Raw genomic sequence first — 19,368 nt, 5'->3', positions numbered from 1 at the left:
TCTTGTACTCTTATTATTGATGGTGCGGCTGGTTGTTGTGAATCTAAAGATCAGCGATAGGTTTGGAAAAATGCTCATTACTGGGGGACTAACTTTTTATTCGGTTCCTTTTCTTTATCATCTTCTAATGTCCTTTGGATTGCTGCCATTTATGGCGTTTTCTCTCCCATTCTTAAGTTACGGTTTTCATCCTATGGTTTTACATGCAGTGGTGTTTGGACTGATCTTAAGTGTGTACAGAAAAAAGGCTATCGTTGGAGCGATGTTATCTCACCAGTCATAACACAGAGGAGAATGTGCCGTAGCTTTCCTGGCTAGCTGCATTATCCATGCAATCATATTGCCCGTTCCTGATTTATACAATTAAAAGGGAAATAGAGTGAGTTGTGGTACTTTCACCACTAATATCTCGAAATCAAGTCTTCCGGTAAAGGGGGCGATTGATCAATATGGGCGGTCGCTTTTTCTCTGACGAATTAGGATTTATAAAAGAAGGCTTCATAAAACATTTATAGAAGTTGTTATTAAATAAATTTTAGAGAGAGGTAGAAAATGAAAACAAACTTTAATAAAGAGTGGAAAAAGGACAGAATTGGATCTGCACATAGTGGGGAAAATCCAATGGTAATTGCAAAAATGAGAAGTGGTTTTGCTGCCATTGGAGATACTCAGTTTCTACCAGGTTATTGTGTGCTTTTACCATCTAAAGCATTTGGCTCCTTAGAAGAACTTGATTTCAAACAGCGAAGTGAATACTTGTTAGACATGAGTTTGATAGGAGAAGCTATTTTAAAAGTATGTAATCCTAGAAGAGTTAATTATTCAATTTATGGGAATACAGATGCTTATTTACATGCCCATGTGTTTCCTCGATATAATTGGGAGCCTGAAGAACGAATTCCTTATCCAGTTTGGCAGTATTCAGGTGAAAAGTGGCGTAATTTTGAATATCAATACTCCGATAAAGACCATGGAAAAATGAAAGAAAAGTTAAGCAATAAAATTTATGAGTTAATGGAAAAAGCTTATTAAACAAAGTTTTGTTATTTAATTAAGCTAGCTAATAGAAAATATATTTTTATTTCGCTAGCCCGAGCATAGTCAAGGTCACAATAATACCTGGGATTCGAGCCTTGACAGAATTGGGGCAATTCTCTCGTAATTTATTAAGAATAGTCAAAAAAATCATTGACTATAACATTTAACTTCATTATTCTATTAAAGGAAGTTAGTTTCAGAACTCTAGAAGGGGAGATATTTTATGGAATTTAAAGATTTTCGTGACTACTTTATTAATGTAAATAATTCTCTCTTTCTATTTAAGAACTAAAGGATTTTTGCCTTTGGTTCTTTTTTTATACAAAAAAGAGGAGTGAGAAAATGTACAAACGGATTCTGATTAAGATTAGTGGTGGAGCACTTGGAGATGAAAATGGTAATAGTTTTGGCAGTGAACGTTTAAGTCATATAGCAGACGAAATCCTATCGGTCGTTAATGCGGGTGTAGAGGTCTCGATAGTAGTTGGAGGTGGAAACATTTTCAGAGGGAATTTAGCTGAAATTTGGGGGATTGATAGAGTAGAAGCGGACAATATAGGCACACTGGGTACTATCATTAATAGCTTGATGTTAAGAGGAGTACTAAAGAGTAAAACAAATAAAGACGTACGTGTAATGACATCAGTTCCAGTAACCTCTGTAGCCGAACCATATATCCGCTTGCGTGCAGTACATCATTTAGATAAAGGGTATATCGTAATATTTGGTGGTGGAAATGGACAACCCTTTGTAACAACTGATTATCCGAGCGTACAACGTGCAATTGAGACGAATAGTGATGCGATTTTTGTTGCAAAGCAAGGCGTTGATGGTGTTTACACAAGTGATCCTAACCATAATAAAGATGCCAAAATCTACAAAAACTTAAACTATAATGATGTCATAGCACATAATCTTAAGGTTATGGATCAATCTGCATTACTTCTAGCAAGGGATCATAAATTACCAGTACATATTTTTGACTTTAATGAGTCTGGTACAATGAAAAAGCTTTTGGAAGGTAATCAAATTGGTACAACAGTAACTCACCATGAAACTCTACAATAATACAGTGATTTATTAGTATAAAGGTATATAAGTTGTGGTTCGAAGAAAAGAAGTTATCTCGATTTCGAGTCTTCAAGTAAAGGGGGCTTTAGTTTGAAAAGGTAAGAAACGAAATGTAGAGGTGACATATGAACCTAAATGATATAGGGGAGCCATTTGCCGTCGGTAATACAGCAAAGGTTTATCTTTTTGAGAACAAAATCATAAAAGTATTCAATGATAATCTCCCTGAGACGGAATCGATAAATGAAGCTTATAAGCAAGATTATGCTTACTCTTGTGGAATTCACGTTCCAAAAGTATTGGATGTTACTAAAATAGATGGCAAACAAGCCCTTTTGATGGAGTATATCCCCGGAAAAACAATAGGAGAACTCATGTCACATAATCCAGAACAAGAGGAACATTACTTGAGTATTTCCGTAGATATACACCAAAGAATTCATCAAATTGAGGGCGAGTGTATTGAGCTTATGTCTGCGAAATTAAATCGACAAATTAAAATTGCACCAAAGTTAGAAGACAACATCAAAGCATTGTTAATTGAAAAGTTAGATTCCATACCTATTGAGATGAGGCTTTGTCACGGAGACTATCACATATATAATGTGATCAGTTCGAACAGGGGAGCTGCAACAATAGATTGGGTAGATGCAAGTGTTGGAAATATCGGGGCTGATGTATGTAGGACTTACCTTTTATATTCTCGGTTCTCGGGGGATATGGCGGATACATATTTGAATCTATATTGTAAGAAGAGTGGTCTTTCAAAAGTTGAAATTTTGGAATGGGCTCCTATTATTGCTGCAGCCAGGCTTTCTGAAGGTGTTTCATCGGAAAGCTCTGATCGACTTCTGGAAATTATCAACCATTATATCGAAGCAAATTAAAGGAGTATATGGCAACTTACTATTCACGAATGCAAATTAGTAAGGGAAACCGAAGAGCAAATAAATTAGTGTTTCATATTCGTTTGATGGGTTAGTATCAATATATTCAAATCATATTGGATTCAAGTCTTTGACAACCGGGGGCGATTGTTCACTAGAGCATTAGCCCTTTACATATAAACACAATGAATATCATGGCATTTAACTAACGGGACAGGATAATTTTAATAAAAATCATCGGAGGAAAGAAGTCAATATGAATAATAATATATATATAGTTACAAACAATCACACAAGTAACTATCCAAACCCAATTAAATTAACTAAAGGACAAACTGTTGATATGGGAGAAAGATATACTGGAAATGAGAATTGGGATAACTGGATATATTGCTATACAGTTGATTCAAAGTTGGAAGGATGGGTTCCTGAACAAATAATAGATGTTCGAGGAAAGATATTAGAAGATTATATAGCAAAAGAATTAAATGTAGAAATTGGAGAACTACTTTTTAAACAAAAAGATTTAAATGGTTGGTTTTGGGTTAAAAAACTTAATTCTTCTAATGAAGGTTGGGTACCAAATGAAAATGTGAAATTATATAAACAAGAATAACTTCTTATTCAACTAAAGGGTGCGTTAATTAAAAAATTTATTACAAGGTATCTCGAAATCAAGTCTTCCACTAACGGGGGCTTCTCTTTAACAAGCTTTTTTGACAAATTTAAGTATTTTATGGGAAGAGGAATTTTATATTTAGTTAGGATATCCTATAATCGAAGTGTCAATTGATAAAAAGGAATGCATAATGGGTGTTCAATGTGTGTAATCCCTATAATTGAGCAATCCTAAACGTCGTGTCGTGTTTAGGATTGTTCAGTTGGAATGAGGTTAACCTTATCGGATTACATCAAATTGTTGTAATGAAATTTCTTCTTTTTTTATTGCATTTAGAGCTTGGTTATCGAGATTTAAGATACATACATTAAAGTCAGAAATACTTAGAATTGGTTGGCTATCGTCCCATAACTCGAAATGCCATAAAGACGAACCTTCTTTCGAAAAGGAAGGGGTAATATACTTATAAAATGTATTTAATGATTCATTACATAATTCACCTGAAATTTTTATAGAATTATCCATTCCATCCCAAGGTGATATACTTATATTTTCTAGGTTTAAGAAATCATTTTTTCCAGTTAACAAAGGGTTGTCATCGTCAGGAGCCCCTTCAGGAAAAACGATGCTAAACCTTGTGGAGTTTTTGACTGCATACTCAAAAATGTTCTTCCAATTTGCTAAGTCATTAATATTGGGGCACACCATTTTCATTGCTTATCCCCCTCGTAATATTTTTCTACACGTGGATCTTTAAGGAAAGGAATTCTAGTTTGAATGAGAGTATTATATATTTATTTATCAAATATTATCATGAAATTCATTCCTTCTTCACTTGGTTAAGCTTATAAGGTTGTTAAAAGGTTGATAAGTAATAGTAAAACAACGTCTTTACGGTGGATTCACAATATATCTCGATATCAAGTCTTATAGAAACGGAGGCGATTGTTCAATAGAGCATTAGCCCTTTATTACATAAGCCCAAGGAATATCGGGTCGTTAGAGGTGAGAAGAAATGGAAGTGAGCGAATATTTTCCGTTAATACCGTTATTAGTTGTGGTTGCAATTATGATTCACAAATCAAAAGCGTTTACTAATATTGTTAAATACATTGGTTATGGGTACTTCATCGTACTAACAGCGGCATTCATCATAGTAAGAGAAAGAATTAGTTTTCTTTATGAACACCCTCCTATTCCTGATATTTATTGGGAGAAAAATTCAGATTGGTCAGATATAGGATTATTATTGTATTTAGTACCAACAGCAATCTTATTTCTAATCGTATGCCTTTCTTGGTTCAAAAGAGAGAAAAACTTAAAAGGAAAAATTCTCATGTTTATTTTCTTTGTAGTTGGTTTAGCTATACTTTTTGCCTATGCTTTCTTTTTTAGTATGACTTTGGGATATAGTCCGTAAAATAATCTTCCTCAACTAAAAAGTGTAGTTGAAAATATGCTTTAATTGTGTCGAAATCAAGTCTTATAGAAAAGGGGGCTTTTCTTTATTAATTAATGTCCTCGGAGGTGACTATGTATGGAGAATCAAAGGTTATCAAAATTATATACATGGCGAGAAAAATATGGAGCACTAGTAATTGCTTTAGCTTGTCTTTATAGTGCAATTAGCAGTTGGGGACAAAATTGGGTCCTTACGAGTGTTTTAGTTTTCGGCACATTTGTCTGTGGAATATTTGGTTTCTTTGATATAAAGAGAGCTTTTATGGAAAAAGGTTCAAGGTAATAATTTGTCGCTAATGTGATCAAGATCATTCCAATGTAACCCTTATTGATAAAGGAAGATGGGCTAATATTATTTTGAAATCGAGTCTTACGTAAACGGGGGCAATTGCTTAAAAGACTACGCCCCCCCCCTTTAATTTCACTTGCACAGTGTTTCTGATGAATATAAATTTTAAATTTAAAAAGCAAATAAAGTTTAATCAGGGAGGGGTTTTGTGAAGAGGTTAAACTGGAAACATATGAGTTGGAGTTTGCTCCTATGTATTTTTATACCATATTTCATACCTAGTAATTATTCTAATGAAGGAATAGGCAACCATACTTTTGGATTTACATTAAAGTATATAACGATACACCAGAAAGAGCCTTACAGTGTCTGGCTTTTTGATAACTTATTTAGCGGTAATGATGGAATGGCAATTAATCCTGCGACTTTTCTGTTAAATGTACTTATCATTTATTTAATAATTAGATTCGCGGCAAATAAAATGAAGAAGAGAAAAGACGTTAATTTAAATGTCCAATAACAAGCACTATAGTATTGAGCATTGTTTTTGGTGTGATTTTATACTACATAATCTGGGAGTTATCTCAGTTTCAAGTCTTATAAAAACGGGGGCTTTACTTCAATATTGAGAATACCTTTCTTATTAGATTAGGGATGCTATTGATAAATATAAGGAGGGATATTATATGGACAGAAAGTTGTTTATATAGTTTATTCAACATAACCCAATACTGAAAATGCAAGGAAGCATATTATGTTAGGTTATGGTCTGGATTCTGATTTTTGGTTGGGGTTATTGCTTTTGTTAACCATAGTTAGTGTATTGTTGGTTTCTTTTAACACAATAATTAGAAGATGGTTAAAGGTGGAGAGAAAGAAGATACTTTCCTACAACCATGTTAATGAAAAACATACAAGGATTGATTGGATAATAAGAATCATTGCTGCAATCAGTCTAATTTTAGGATATAGCATAAACATTATGAGCTACCCAACAATTACATATTGGTTTTTACAGCCGTGGTATATAATTATTGTATTTCTTGTTGTGTCGGAAATAGGAAGAGCTGTGATGGAACGAAAGTATGCACAAAACCCTAATGCTTATAAAGTAACCATTTTGGAGATGACATTTACCCTTCTAATATACATATCGATATTAAACACTGATTTTTGGGGACTGGTATAAGTCACGCTATATTAGAGGAGGAACACTATTTTAGAAGAGGTGTTGAAATGGAATTCATAGCATTTTTCTTATTTGGATTTTCAGCATGCTTTATCATAAGTTCAATATTTAACTTTTTGTTTAATACGAGAAGCAGAAGAGACTGGATCATTACATTGTTATTGAGCATTGTGTTAGGTGTGATTTTCTTGCCTTTCATGGCAGGTTGACTTGTACAAATACTCAATAACCTAGGACTTATCTCAGTTTCAAGTCTTATAGAAGCGGGGGCGTTAATGTGAAGATGTCGACTTTATTTTTTAGTAATTACGAGGAAGGGATCAAGTAAGATGTACGTACTCCACCAACATTATCATATAGGCTATTATGAAGATGGACACTATCTTGAAGTAGTGGCTTATAAAAGGAAAAGGGAAGACATCTGGGATGTATTTATAGAAGACTATGAATGAATTCGAGTCTTCAAGAATAGGGGGCAATTCCTCAATAAAGGGGACCGTCATTTGAGTAAGCTCAGTTATTAGCTACTTATTAAGTTTGTACTATCTGAGGAGGTGTAGATTAATTTGGATATTTGGGTTACAAATTATGATGATGACCCCTATAAATTAGAGGATATTGATGAGCAAACAATTAATGCTTTTGAGAGAAATCTTAAGCTTAAGTTGCCACTTAGCTACAAGAGGATACTACAAAATCAAAACGGCGGAATTATTAAATATAATTCAGTTCAAGCAGGTGGCTTTCAAGAAGAGGACGTTTATTTAGAAATTAACCACATTTATGGAATTGGACATCCTGGGTTATTAGACAGTCCATATTTGATTAAGGAGTGGGACCTTCTTCAAAACATTTTAGTCTTTAATGGAGAAGGAAACGCTTGGTTTGCTTTAGATAATTCCTCTGAACCACCCCATGTCATATATATTGAAGCAGATAGTAAAGAAGTAATAAAAGTAGCTCCCAGCTTCGAAGAGTTCTTGAAAAAACTTACTTATAAAGAATTGAGTCAAGAATATGAGAAAGACAGTTGGTCGAAGGAAGAAGCTGAAACGATATTTTCAGGTCAAGAGGAATTCCTAATAGAAGAGGTGCTGCTTAGCTACCAGGACACGGAGGATATAGAGTGGTATTTAGCCAATCTATTGCAACTTACTGAGCATTCAAGTTTATTAGTTAGGGAAGCAGTGGCTAGTGTCATAGGAGTGAATATAGAATATTTCCTTTATGAATCTCCAGAGCCTTCTTTGAAAATCCTTAAACGGATTATAAACAATTTGTCTAGGGATAAAAGCAAAGATATAAGGAGGGAGATGAAGGAAGTAAAAGTACAATATGACCTATAGATTATCTCGAAACTGAGTCTTAAAGTAACGGGGGCGATTGTTTAATATAGACGGTTGCTTTTTGATTAACAGAGCAGGTTAGTGAAGGCGAGGAGGTAGTGGGAATTTTTGAAGGTAAAAATACTAGGTTTATTAATACTAATACTACTTCTTGGGTGTAGCGATAACTTAGATGAACAGACAAGAGTAAGTATTCAAGAAGATGAAAGTTATGTAGCTTATGTTAAGGAAGAAGGCATTCATTTGTTGGCACCTACTGTTTGGTTAGAGCATGACCATCAAGAAACAAGTGAACCTTTTTTAGTAACCTTTGAATTATCAGATGAACTGCAGTCTGTATTAAATGAAGACTATAAGGTAACATTTGATAGTCAGGATATTTTTAAAGGTAATCCAGATTTTAAGAATCAAGATACATTTTTCGTAGGAAACAATTTGACCTTAAAAAAGTCTGTTAGTCAAGAGGCTCTAAGAAAGATGGTTTCCAATGGTGATATTAAAGTATTAGTAACTGAACTTAATGGAGATGTAATAACTTCTATTAGGTTACAAAAACTTTTAATTGGTCAACCTGATGGTTCAGTGGTTAAACCTTAGGAAATGTTCTTAAACACAAGTGTCCGCTAATTTAAATCAAGATCGAGATATCTCAATCCCAAGTCTTCAACTAACGGGGGCGTTAAATAAATAACAGCCCCTTTTTTGATCTACTGTATTAAAAATTTGAATAGTCTTTTCCATTCGTAATTTTCCCTACACTGTACATTACTCCACAATATACTGCGAAATAGATAAGTAAAATTAGTAGAGAGTTAATTCTTTCATTTAGAAATGGTAATAGAATAATCAGAATAGCTAATAAAATCACTCCTGCTCTTTTTTGATACTTGTTCATCTCATTTATACTAAACACTATTTTCTCCTCCTTTAACTGAAACATTAAGGGATGTCAATTATATACATTTTGTTGTGTATTTCTTATTACCTTCAGTTTATAAGCGTAAACGAAGAAGAGAAGGTTTAGCGAAACTAGTAATGTCTTAAATTTGAGTCCTCAAGTATCGGGGGCAAGCTTCAGCAACTGCAATTCTGAATTAAAAAGAGATGATGAATTACCAATTTGTGTTATTATCTCACTAAGGAATTACAATCGGAAATGGCCACCTTCACTGCAAAAGGATTTATGATGATTTGGGTGTGTAAGGAATACCTCTTACTGGTATGAATAGAGTGTCATTGTATAGATTAAGTTTATAGGTAAAGGGTTAATGGTGAGGGTTTCGTCAAACTGTGATGAGGTGATAATTTGATTAAGCAGGTATGGATACATAAGTGGAAACAAGCCGTATTACTTCTTACAGGGGTTGGTATTTCTAGGTTAGGTGACTTCATTTATCTAGTGGCAATTAATTTGTTAGTTTTGAAAATGACTGGGTCAGCAGCTGCTGTTGCTGGACTTTGGGCTATCAGTCCACTTGCAGTGATCTTTACCCAGTTTTGGTCAGGGAGCATTGTCGATAGAGGTAATAAACGTCACCTAATGATTGGTATGGATATAGTGCGTGCAGGAGCAGTTGGGGTTATTCCACTCCTACCTAACGTTTGGGCAATATACTTCGTGTTATTCCTCATCGGAATGGCAAAAGCATTTTTCAACCCTACTTCAATGACTTTTACAACCCAGCTTGTCCCAAAGTATCAGCGTAAACAGTTCAATTCAATCAATAGTCTGATTACTTCAGGGGCATTCATTGTAGGTCCTTCCATTGCAGGTATTTTAATAATGATAGGTTCTGTTGACTTTGCAATTTACATAAATGCAGTTTCTTTTTTGGTTTCTGCTTTTTTTCTATATTTGCTACCTAATGTGGACAGTAAAGTTGAATTGAATAAGGGAAAGCTTTCAATAAAACAGATGCAAGAAGACTGGAAGGAAGTCATTGATTATGGTAAACGGGAATCGTTTATTATTTCGGTTTATATGTTGTATCTGGTAACCACTGTTTGCACATTAGCCATGGATTCCCAGGAAGTAGTATTCACCCAGCAAGTAGTAGGCGTATCAGAGTTTCAATTCAGTCTTTTAGTCACTATTACTGGTATCGGTTTTGTTTCTGGATCGTTATTGATTGCTGTCGTTTCTAAGTATATCTCTACAAAGAATTTGATCGGGATAGGGTTTCTTTTGGTATCTGTAGGTTATGGAATATATGCATTCTCGGATACATTCATGATGTTGGTAATTGGATTTATTATCCTCGGGTTCTTCAACGCCTTTTCAAGTACTGGAATCCTTACGTTCTATCAAAATAATATCCCTGTTGAGCGGATGGGGAGGATTACGAGTGTTTTAGGAGTGCTCCAAAGTATAGCTCAAATTTCTTTCATTTTATTAATTGGTTTACTTGGGGAGTGGTCTTTGCGTTATACGATTATAGGGGTGGCAGCCTTTTTATTTATTACTTCCATAGCCATTATTTTATTGGTGTATAAGCGATCCAAACAAAAGTATTTTTTTGAAGATGTTTCAGGAATTTGATCCTTCAATCCATATACTCACTGTTATCGCTTGTACTTAAAATTCTTTAATATCTTGAACTTGAGTCTTAAAGAAAAGGGGGCAATTATTCAATAAGGTAGTTGTCTTGTATATCTAGAAAGTTACGGGGTTGCGACGGGATGCCTTAAGAGGGGGAGTAATATGATAGTAAACACAAAACAATATGAAGTTCGTAACCTCCATTACAAAGTAAGATCTGCACAATTCAAAGACGCGCAAGCTTTATCTGAATTAAGGTTACAGATAGATGGTGAAACTGAAAATTTGGATAGAGTTAAAGGAGAAGCATACATAAACGAAGAAGGATTTAAGGATATTATCAAAAGTGATTCAGAAAGTTTGAACAATATTTTCTTGGTAGCTGAAGTAAATGGAACCCTTGCTGGTTTCTCTAGATGTGAAGGAAATGCATTAAAAAGAAGTTCTCATAAAGTAGAGTTTGGTGTAGGTGTATTGATGAAATATTGGGGATATGGAATAGGAAAGAACTTTTTAAAAGAAAGTATTAGTTGGGCAGATGCAAATAACATAAAGAAAATCACTTTGAATGTCCTGGAAACAAACGAGAAAGCTATAACTCTTTATAAAAATTATGGTTTTGAGGTTGAAGGTGTATTACAGAAAGACAAGTTTTTATCTGATGATAATTACTATAATACGTTGTTGATGGGGAGATTAAATTAATTATAATCGTGACTACCTTGATATCGAGTCTTACAGATACGTGGGCGATAGTCGCGTGGCAGTTATCTTTTATTGTGCTAACGAGCAGTGATTTTAAAAATAAATTTTTTATTTTTGTGTTGAAATATTCTAGTGGGAAAAATGAGGTAATTATTTTGAGGATAAATCCGAGAACTTCAACAGTACTTTCAGCTATAATTATGCTTTTGATTTTAATAGGATGTGAACCATTAGCGAAGGAAACGATGGATTTTTATGAAAGCACAGAGAGTATTGACCTCTCAGGTGAAAATATCAATTCTATATCAATAAATTCATATGAGAACGAGGTAATAAATACCTTCGGAAAACCAAGTGAAGTCGAAGAAATAGAAGATCCAAAATCAAAATATTTAAGCTACGATGGTGTGGAGTTTGGTTTTGTAGATGACAAGGTTATTCGATTATTCATACGAAGAACACACGAAAACTCCAAGGTATATGAAACCGCAAAAGAAATTAAAACCGGGGATACAAAAGAACAGGTGATTAAAGAATACGGTGAGAACTATTATGAAAGGGTTGAAAGTGGCTTAGATACCCTTGGATATTTTGATAAAGATAATATGATAAATATAGAGTTTGGTTTTAATGAGAATAAAGTTATAGCTGTTATTATTAAGAAAATAGGTTGGAAGGAAGATAATTGAGCTTAGAGTGGCATTAGTGGAAATCTGCTTCATTTTATCTCGATTTCAAATCTTACAGAAATGGAGCTAAACAAAAAAAAGAGGAGGAATAAATATGATACGTTTATTAGAACCAACAGATGCAAAAGATTATTGGGACTTAAGATTAAATGCTTTAAGAGCTAACCCAGAAGCTTTTGCAATTAGCTACAAAGAAGCCTTAAAGAGAGAAGATCCAATTGAGGGAGTAGCAAAGTATCTTAAAAATAAAGGAAACTTTACATATGGAGCATTTGTTGATGGTGTGCTTATAGGTGTAATAACAATGCTACAGGAAAGTCCATCAAAGCTTAACCATAAGGCACTTATATTAGGGATGTACGTGAGGACTGAATCAAGAGGGAATGGTGTTGGAAGGTCCTTATTGCAAGAAGTGATAAATAAAGCTAAGAATATAAAAGAAATTGAAAGACTAAACCTAACTGTAGTAACTAGCAATAAAAGGGCAAAGAAATTATACTCCGATTTAGGCTTTAAAACATATGGTGTGGAAGAAGAAGCACTTAAATTTAATGGCCAGTATTTTAACGAAGCACATATGACTTTAAGAATATCTTGAAATCAAGTCTTCCAGAAACGGGGGCGTTTCTCGGACAAGTGGTACGCCTCTTTTCTTTATGTCTTGAGAGGGTGTGGAAGAAATAGTTTCAAGATAATGTATTGTGGAAATTAAAGAAATTTGAAATGATTGGAATAAGTAAAGTCAGTTCATTGAAAGGTTGTTAGTATGATTATTCGGTTCTTCTTGTTATCACTGTTCCTAGTTTTTATAGCGGGGTGTGAGACTCAAAATGATCACACCTTCTCGTTATTATCAATGGTAGAAGAGAAGAAGCCTATAGGTGCTATAGATATACGTGATGATCAACACATTATTAATGCTAATGAAGAAGCCAAAACTAGCAAACAGAAAAAGATAAATGAATTTGAATCGATAATTGCTGATATTAAATTAAAACGAGTAAAAAAATCCAATATAAACGATTTGAGTATTGAATATGCAAGTGAAGATGAATTGCTTTCCATCGTTATGACTAATGCAGAGAACAGAAAAAGCGCGTTATTCATTGATATAACAAGTGATGGCAAAGGTCTAGTGGTGAGTTTTGAGGATGGTGGATCAACAGACAAGATGTACGAAATTCAAAATGGGAATCCTGATTTATATGAAGAAGTTCAAGATTTTTATAAGTCGATTTATAAAGAGATAACGCTATAGAACCAAATTGAATTCTAGATATCTCGATGTGAACAAACGTCCTGGATTGTTTGCATGGCTCTAGAGTTAAATTAATCTCTGAGATGAGGAAAATACATATGAAGAAAGCTGTATTTATATTGTTAATGCTTTTTATTATCGTGGGCTGCTCAAGTAATGAAATAAAAAAAGTCAATCCAGAAGAAATTTCTAAGGGGTCACTTAAAATTTATAAAGGTGGAACTTTGATAAAGGATATTAGCTTGATAGAAAATGAAGATGTATTAAATGAAGCTGTGGAAACTTATAACAGTGCGAAGTTTCATTCAATTGAAAGAGATAAAAATAAAAATCAAGCGATTATTAACACAATACAAGTAGACGGTCCATTAAAGGAGGAGATTTCGGCTTCACACTTCGATTTTAACGTACAAGAAAAGGGCAATGATTACTATATTGGCTATAAAGGTGAAAATATTTTTAAAGTAATCGCAAGTGGGGATAGTTTCAAAGGTAGACCTCATGAATACTTTGTTGAAAGTAAAGATCTAAAAGAGATTATTATAAATCACGAATGAAATTAGTGCCAACGAGTGAGGTTATTTTTTGTTCTATTTTTCCATGATATCTCGAAATCAAGTCTTAAAGAAACGGGGGCAATAGTTTAAAAGGTAAGATCACACTTTACATACAAAAAAAGTGACTCAAGTTAAATGCTAAATAAAAGGAGGGGAAATTTTGAAGAGGGTAGATGTAGCATATGTATTATTAACCGATGAAAAGAATGAAAGAATATTGATGGTTAAAAACACCGGTGAAAATGCCTCTTACTATACTCTTCCTGGAGGTGCAGTAGAGTATGGAGAGACTCTTCAAGAGGCAGCTATCCGTGAAGTTAAAGAAGAAACTGGGTTAGAGGTTAAGGTGGATGGCATCTTTTCAGTGATGGAAGCTTTCTTTGAAGAAAGAAATCACCACGCAGTCTTCTTTACCTTTTTAGGAAATATAGTTGGTGGTGAAATAAACATCTCCTTTCCTGAAGAAATTGAAGAAGTGACTTGGATGGACTTAGATTTGGCAGAACAGTTTTTACATCTACCTATGGAAGTAAGTGGAATATTAAACAAGTCAGTACCTTATATTCTTAGAGGAAATGTGGAACACAACAAATAATTTATCTTGAAATTGAGTCTTTATGTATAAGGGGCTTTACTGAAGCACCCATAAGAGGGGACCTGAAAAGTAAGCACAAAACTCTTGCTCGCTTAACTATACTCACTTCTCTCTACCCTCCAGTGTTTCTCAGAAATGATTGAGTGGTTTAATTTTATACAAAAATCTTCTGCTGCTATGGAAGAAGGAAAGGTTTTGGACAAATGGCTATTTGAATCCTTTAAAATTTCCTTTTTCCCATTAACCTCTCTAGTGATTAAAAACATAAGGGTAAACTCTCCTTTGAGCTGATACGATTAACAAATTATATCGATATAATATTATCTCATAGAATAATTTGATTGGGTACAGATGGATGGGTTTTTCATTAAATTGGAATGCGTCTTTTTTTAAGATATCTTGAATTCGAGTCTTCACGTAAAGGGAGCAATCTTAATATTGGACACTACTCAAATAGTTCATTAACTCAAGTAAAAGGACGCAACTTTACGAAAGTTACGTCCTTTTACTTGAGTGGAGAATTGATATTAATTCCATATTTTGAAATAATTGTAATTAGTTGAATTTTTAAAAAGAAACAGTACGAAGGAGATGAACTTCATGAACATTAAAGGAGTTAACCACTTTCTCTTTTCTGTATCTAACTTGGAGAAATCCGTTGAATTTTATGAGAAAGTGTTCAAGGCTAAGTTACTCGTGAAAGGTAAAACGACGGCCTATTTTGATCTTAATGGTCATTGGCTTGCCTTGAATGAGGAACGGGATATCCCCAGGAATGAAATTTCGCAGTCCTACACTCACGTAGCCTTTTCCATTGAAGAAAAGGACTTTGACCATACCTACAAAGAGTTAATTGATATGAAGGTAAACATTCTATCGGGTCGAAAAAGAGATCATCGTGATAAGAAATCGATTTATTTTACAGACCCTGATGGTCATAAGTTTGAATTTCATACTGGAACCTTACAGGATCGTATTAATTACTACAAAGAGGCTAAACCTTATATGGATTTTTATGAATAGAAAGGAGTGTGTGCATGGCTGACTATATTATGAAAGTACGTGAGAAGGTTGGATCTATGCCTCTCGTTGTAAGTGTGGCAGGTTGCCTGATTTTAGATAACCAGAATCGAGTTTTATTGCAGCATAGAACGGACAACCATCAATGGTCCCACCCCGGAGGAGCAGTGGAAATCGGGGAAGCAGTAGAAGATACTGTTAAACGAGAAGTATTTGAGGAGACAGGTTTACGAGTACAGAATCTAGAGATATTTAATATTTATTCTGGGGAATCACAACACTACATTTACCCGAATGGTGATGAAGTCTATTTTGTTAACGTTATTTACATAAGTCAAGAATTTGTAGGTACACCAACAGTAGATCAAGACGAGACTAAAGATTTGCAGTTTTTTGATCTAGATTCCTTACCTCAAATGACTCCTAATAATCAAACAATCTTAGAGGACCTAAAGAAGGCGATATTAAGTTAATATATCTCGTGATCTCGTCTTAATGAAACGGCGCGATTGCTAATTGAACATCGTCTTTTAATACATACGTCTTGTGGATCTTATCAAAAAAAACGTAAAGAGAGGAGAAAAGGTGTGTTGAGAGCGGCCATTATTACTGATGTTCATGGAAATATTCACGCTTTAAAAGCAGTGTTAAAGGATATAGAAAAAAATCGGTAGATGTGATTTATTGCCTTGGAGATATGATTGGAATAGGTCCTTCCTCTAATGAGGTTATGGGCACATTAATGGAAATACCTCACTTGAAAATGATTACAGGTAACCATGATGAAGCAGTATTAGCTGTAGTTAATAATGAACCTTATCCGGAAAGCCGTATTAATGTTATTCCGCATCATGAATGGATTGCAGATCGACTCGATCCACAGTATATCTCAGTCCTAGAAACACTTCCCCGTCTCATAAATGAAACAATAGGCGAGCACTTTATTCACTTCATACATTATCCAATGAAAGAAGACTTATTAAATGTACATATTAGCAAAGACCCTTTCGATTTGACTGGTATTCCTACCCCGTCTAATTTTTCAGTTTTAGATAACTTAAATGATTTCTCTTTAGTGAGCTTTGGTCATGATCATAGCAGTCACAAATTTAGTTCTAAAAACAAAACGTTTTTCAATCCTGGATCAGTTGGTTGCTTTGATAAACCTTACGCTCGTTATGGGTTATTAGATATAAATGAAACTGATATTGATATTAAGCAAAAGTATGTACCATATGATTTTGAGGCTTACTTGAACCAGTTAAGAGAAATAAAATTCCCCCGAAAAGATGTAATTATGCAAATATATAAATGAAAAGAGCAGTCTGATAATTATTTCTTAGTGATTTATCTTGAAGCTGAGTCTTATAGAAACGGGGGCAATTGCTTAATAGGAATACTCATCTTTTTCGCTAGCGAGCAGAATTGTTGATACTTTCCTATCCGTACAAGAATACAATTAAAAGTCAGAATTTGAATTGGAGGTATGTAAGTTGAAGTTCTTATATTTCCAATAAGCATACTGTTAATGCCCTATTTTTTGTTCGAACTTATTAGTAAGATTAGCGAACAAGCAGGAGTAATATCACTAATCTCACCAATTTTTATGTTGGTACTGTTAATTTTCTCGGCAAGCCTTATTGTCATTCACTGGAAAGAGAAAAAAGAGACGGTAAATTAAACTAAAAGAAAATAAATATTATTAAAATATTGGGTGTGTTAGTTGAAGAACAACTCCATATTATCTCGGATTCGAGTGTTCATGAAACGGGGGCAATTGTTCAATATAGACGATCGTCCTTTTAACTAACAGAGCAGTGTACTTTAATAAATGGAGGGGAGGAACAATATGAAATGTGAATGTAAACAACAAAAAAAAATGAATTAAAAGTTGAGGGAGATGTAGGTGCAGACCCTATTTGGTGTAATCACTGTAATTGCAACCTTGACATAGAAGAGATTCCAATTGAACTCGATTTGAAGTTGGAGTTAATGAAATGGATTGGGAAGTATGGTGAATGGATTGATTGGGATAAAGATGAAATAGTTCCTAATGGTGTAGAACTTGAAGCAAAACATAATAAAGAGGGATTGAAAATAACAGAAAAAGTACAGAAAGAACTTGAAGGTAAATACAAAGTTTCCTTTTCACCATCGACATTTGCAAAGGCATATAAATAGAATACATTCATCCTTCTGGTCTCAAGGCGTACTTTAGTTAAAGATATGCTTCAATATCTTGAATACAATTCTTTCGGAAAACGGGCATATCTTTAATAAAACAATTAAAGAAGGGAAAGGAGGAAGTTAAGTGCATTCAGTAAGTTTCGAGGGGTATGAATTAGAAGTCGATTATGATAAGACTATAAATTACTATAAGAATCTTCCATTTATAGGTGAGAAAGAACATTGTGATTGTAGTTACTGTAAAAATTACGTACTTACAACTAACACATTTCCTATGATTGTTAAGGATTTATTGCAAGAAATAGGGGTCAATCCTAAAAAAGGTGCAGAAGTAAGCCACTTTTATGAGGAAGAGAATGGGAAACATATGTATGTTGCTGACTATAGACTGTACGGGAAATTATTAAAGAGTCCTATTTCAAAAACAAGTAAAATATACTATGTAAGCAATGATGATTATTTTCAAATCGGCTTTGAAAGTGAGAATATATATGAAAACACCTCAGAAAAGATTGGGTTTTGGATTGAGGCGTTCTTACCTTGGATAGTGGACTTAGATTCTGAATGAATATTGAGTCTAATTATCAATAATAGGGTGGAGAGGAAAGTTATTATAGAAAAACAGTAAACCATAGTAGCATGTATCTCAGTTCCAAGTCTTACAAAAACGGGGGCTTTTCCTTAATAATGGATAAGCCCTTTTTATAAGTATTGTTGTTGTTTGAAGGGGAATTTGAAATAATTGGAATGAACAAACGGAAGTTAACCAACTGAATGAAAGGATGCTTATTTTTGAAGATCCTTAAACAAAGGCTGGAAGAAATGAAATGGGTACCAATTCATATAGAAAATATTACTGGTGCACATGCGGGTGATATTTCCCGATTTGAAATTATAAATCAGAATGATGAAAAGGAAAAATACATTTATAAGGAATTTGCTGAGGGTAGAAACAATGAAATAGAAGTATACAAGAAGTTGGAAAATTATCTACAGCCATTTACCAAGCTGGTTAAATGGTGGGAGTCTAATCCACAAGCCATTCTTATGGTTGATTTAGGAAGTCCTTTGAAAGATGATTTCATGGAATTACCTTTACATAGTAAAAAGAAGTCGATTGTATCTATTCTCCAACGCCTCTCTTATCTACATAGCTTAAAGATTGATCAAACAGCTCTAACCCTGGATACTCACTCTATTACATATGAATGGTCTGAGTGGGCTATTAAACAATTAAAGTTATTGAAAGCAAGACACGGATGGGCGTCTGATTGGTCCAAACTTATAGACTATGCTTACCAAAAATTAAAAATTGGTGAATATAAAGTAAAAGGGCCTTTAACTCTCACTCATGGCGATCCGCACCTTGAGAATGTTTTTGGTTACGATAATGAAATTTGGTTTATTGACTGGGAGTGGGTCGCAATTGGTTCACCTCTAAGGGATATAACTATATTGTTGCAAGATGTATATGACGAAGAACTGGTGCAGTACACATATAGAGCTTATAAAGAATTATTAGATAGTAAAAAGATATCGATAAGTAATGATGCATATAGAAGAGATTTTCACCATTTATATGTAGATCATACAACAATGATGTTGGCATGGGAAATTGATAAGTATTTTCAGGGATATACTTCAGAAGCAAGGATTAAGGAAATTGTAGAATTTAAGATGAAAGAAATTAACAGGGTAGTTAAAGAAGAGGCAGACATATCTCAATAGTGAGTACGGACAACTTCAATATATCTCGAATTCAAGTCTTATAAAAACTGGGGCGATTGTCTAATTAGTGACGGTCGTCTTTTTACATAAAAGCTTATCTAAATTCACTGGAAAATGAAACCATCAAAGATATTTTACGTAGGCTATAGTAACAGATCGTTATAGTTGAAAGAGGTGGATGATTAAATGT

Annotated in this window: 23 protein-coding genes and 2 pseudogenes; 24 read left to right on the top strand and 1 reads right to left on the bottom strand. The window is 34.0% G+C overall.

The annotated features are described in order from the left end of the window. From VKA52_RS04850 to VKA52_RS04830, 5 genes are all read left to right on the top strand, one after another. The coding region (locus VKA52_RS04850; RefSeq protein WP_326314397.1) for an FtsW/RodA/SpoVE family cell cycle protein at nucleotides 1-283 on the top strand (283 nt) is incomplete at its 5' end. Nucleotides 284-552: 269 nt separating this feature from the next. After that, nucleotides 553-1,032 carry an HIT family protein gene (locus VKA52_RS04845; RefSeq protein ID WP_326314396.1) on the top strand — a complete coding sequence of 160 codons (480 nt, stop codon included), beginning with the start codon at nucleotides 553-555 and terminating at the stop codon, nucleotides 1,030-1,032. Nucleotides 1,033-1,380: 348 nt separating this feature from the next. Further along, nucleotides 1,381-2,106: a UMP kinase gene (pyrH, locus tag VKA52_RS04840; RefSeq protein WP_326314395.1), complete on the top strand. Its 726-nt coding sequence runs from the start codon at nucleotides 1,381-1,383 to the stop codon at nucleotides 2,104-2,106. Between the two features lie 128 nt (nucleotides 2,107-2,234). Beyond that, on the top strand, nucleotides 2,235-2,996 hold the full coding sequence (locus VKA52_RS04835) for an aminoglycoside phosphotransferase family protein (RefSeq protein ID WP_326314394.1): 762 nt from the start codon (nucleotides 2,235-2,237) through the stop codon (nucleotides 2,994-2,996). 256 nt (nucleotides 2,997-3,252) lie between these two features. Further along, entirely contained in the window at nucleotides 3,253-3,612 is a 360-nt protein-coding gene (locus VKA52_RS04830; protein ID WP_326314393.1) for an SH3 domain-containing protein, read from the top strand. A 282-nt stretch (nucleotides 3,613-3,894) separates the two neighbouring features. Here VKA52_RS04830 and VKA52_RS04825 read toward each other — a convergent pair whose 3' ends face one another. Beyond that, nucleotides 3,895-4,329: a hypothetical protein gene (locus VKA52_RS04825; RefSeq protein ID WP_326314392.1), complete on the bottom strand. Its 435-nt coding sequence runs from the start codon at nucleotides 4,327-4,329 to the stop codon at nucleotides 3,895-3,897. Nucleotides 4,330-4,630: 301 nt separating this feature from the next. On the opposite strand from VKA52_RS04825, the gene VKA52_RS04820 reads away from it, so the two are divergent. The 19 genes and pseudogenes from VKA52_RS04820 (at nucleotide 4,631) to VKA52_RS04730 (ending at nucleotide 19,178) form a co-directional block, all read left to right on the top strand. After that, nucleotides 4,631-5,035, top strand: coding sequence for a hypothetical protein (locus VKA52_RS04820; RefSeq protein WP_326314390.1), 405 nt, complete (start codon nucleotides 4,631-4,633; stop codon nucleotides 5,033-5,035). A gap of 117 nt (nucleotides 5,036-5,152) precedes the next feature. Then, a complete protein-coding gene (locus VKA52_RS04815) occupies nucleotides 5,153-5,359 on the top strand; it encodes a hypothetical protein (RefSeq protein ID WP_326314389.1) in 207 nt (68 codons plus the stop codon). Nucleotides 5,360-6,119: 760 nt separating this feature from the next. Then, the gene (locus VKA52_RS04810) at nucleotides 6,120-6,554 is read left to right on the top strand and encodes a DUF4181 domain-containing protein (RefSeq protein WP_326314388.1); all 435 of its coding nucleotides are present in this window, start codon (nucleotides 6,120-6,122) and stop codon (nucleotides 6,552-6,554) included. A 329-nt stretch (nucleotides 6,555-6,883) separates the two neighbouring features. After that, nucleotides 6,884-7,003: pseudogene (locus VKA52_RS04805) on the top strand (DUF3986 family protein); the annotation flags it as partial. A 117-nt stretch (nucleotides 7,004-7,120) separates the two neighbouring features. Continuing rightward, nucleotides 7,121-7,900: an SMI1/KNR4 family protein gene (locus VKA52_RS04800; RefSeq protein WP_326314387.1), complete on the top strand. Its 780-nt coding sequence runs from the start codon at nucleotides 7,121-7,123 to the stop codon at nucleotides 7,898-7,900. 108 nt (nucleotides 7,901-8,008) lie between these two features. Then, nucleotides 8,009-8,497, top strand: a complete 489-nt coding sequence (locus VKA52_RS04795) for a hypothetical protein (protein WP_326314386.1) — start codon at nucleotides 8,009-8,011, stop codon at nucleotides 8,495-8,497. Nucleotides 8,498-9,206: 709 nt separating this feature from the next. Next, nucleotides 9,207-10,439: an MFS transporter gene (locus VKA52_RS04790; protein WP_326314384.1), complete on the top strand. Its 1,233-nt coding sequence runs from the start codon at nucleotides 9,207-9,209 to the stop codon at nucleotides 10,437-10,439. A 162-nt stretch (nucleotides 10,440-10,601) separates the two neighbouring features. Beyond that, nucleotides 10,602-11,144 (top strand): GNAT family N-acetyltransferase, encoded by a 543-nt coding sequence (locus VKA52_RS04785; RefSeq protein ID WP_326314382.1) that lies wholly within the window; start codon nucleotides 10,602-10,604, stop codon nucleotides 11,142-11,144. A gap of 119 nt (nucleotides 11,145-11,263) precedes the next feature. Further along, the gene (locus tag VKA52_RS04780; RefSeq protein ID WP_326314381.1) at nucleotides 11,264-11,833 is read left to right on the top strand and encodes a hypothetical protein; all 570 of its coding nucleotides are present in this window, start codon (nucleotides 11,264-11,266) and stop codon (nucleotides 11,831-11,833) included. 94 nt (nucleotides 11,834-11,927) lie between these two features. Continuing rightward, nucleotides 11,928-12,431, top strand: coding sequence for a GNAT family N-acetyltransferase (locus VKA52_RS04775; RefSeq protein ID WP_326314380.1), 504 nt, complete (start codon nucleotides 11,928-11,930; stop codon nucleotides 12,429-12,431). 258 nt (nucleotides 12,432-12,689) lie between these two features. After that, a complete protein-coding gene (locus tag VKA52_RS04770) occupies nucleotides 12,690-13,091 on the top strand; it encodes a hypothetical protein (protein ID WP_326314379.1) in 402 nt (133 codons plus the stop codon). Nucleotides 13,092-13,189: 98 nt separating this feature from the next. Further along, on the top strand, nucleotides 13,190-13,648 hold the full coding sequence (locus VKA52_RS04765; protein WP_326314378.1) for a hypothetical protein: 459 nt from the start codon (nucleotides 13,190-13,192) through the stop codon (nucleotides 13,646-13,648). 160 nt (nucleotides 13,649-13,808) lie between these two features. Beyond that, entirely contained in the window at nucleotides 13,809-14,243 is a 435-nt protein-coding gene (locus VKA52_RS04760; RefSeq protein ID WP_326314377.1) for an NUDIX hydrolase, read from the top strand. A gap of 600 nt (nucleotides 14,244-14,843) precedes the next feature. Further along, entirely contained in the window at nucleotides 14,844-15,266 is a 423-nt protein-coding gene (fosM, locus tag VKA52_RS04755; protein ID WP_326314376.1) for a FosM family fosfomycin resistance protein, read from the top strand. A 14-nt stretch (nucleotides 15,267-15,280) separates the two neighbouring features. Then, nucleotides 15,281-15,736: an NUDIX hydrolase gene (locus tag VKA52_RS04750; RefSeq protein ID WP_326314374.1), complete on the top strand. Its 456-nt coding sequence runs from the start codon at nucleotides 15,281-15,283 to the stop codon at nucleotides 15,734-15,736. A gap of 161 nt (nucleotides 15,737-15,897) precedes the next feature. Continuing rightward, nucleotides 15,898-16,578 (top strand): annotated as a pseudogene (locus tag VKA52_RS04745) (metallophosphoesterase family protein); the annotation flags it as partial. A gap of 677 nt (nucleotides 16,579-17,255) precedes the next feature. Continuing rightward, a complete protein-coding gene (locus VKA52_RS04740; RefSeq protein ID WP_326314372.1) occupies nucleotides 17,256-17,444 on the top strand; it encodes a hypothetical protein in 189 nt (62 codons plus the stop codon). Nucleotides 17,445-17,574: 130 nt separating this feature from the next. Next, nucleotides 17,575-18,018, top strand: a complete 444-nt coding sequence (locus VKA52_RS04735; protein ID WP_326314371.1) for a hypothetical protein — start codon at nucleotides 17,575-17,577, stop codon at nucleotides 18,016-18,018. A gap of 224 nt (nucleotides 18,019-18,242) precedes the next feature. Further along, on the top strand, nucleotides 18,243-19,178 hold the full coding sequence (locus tag VKA52_RS04730) for a phosphotransferase family protein (RefSeq protein ID WP_326314369.1): 936 nt from the start codon (nucleotides 18,243-18,245) through the stop codon (nucleotides 19,176-19,178). The last annotated feature ends 190 nt before the right edge of the window (nucleotides 19,179-19,368 follow it).

It is taken from the genome of Halobacillus sp. HZG1 (genome assembly GCF_035818575.1).
GTDB lineage: Bacteria > Bacillota > Bacilli > Bacillales > Halobacillaceae > Halobacillus > Halobacillus litoralis.
Note: the sequence above shows the minus strand (reverse complement) of the source record. Positions and strands in the feature narration are given on the sequence as shown.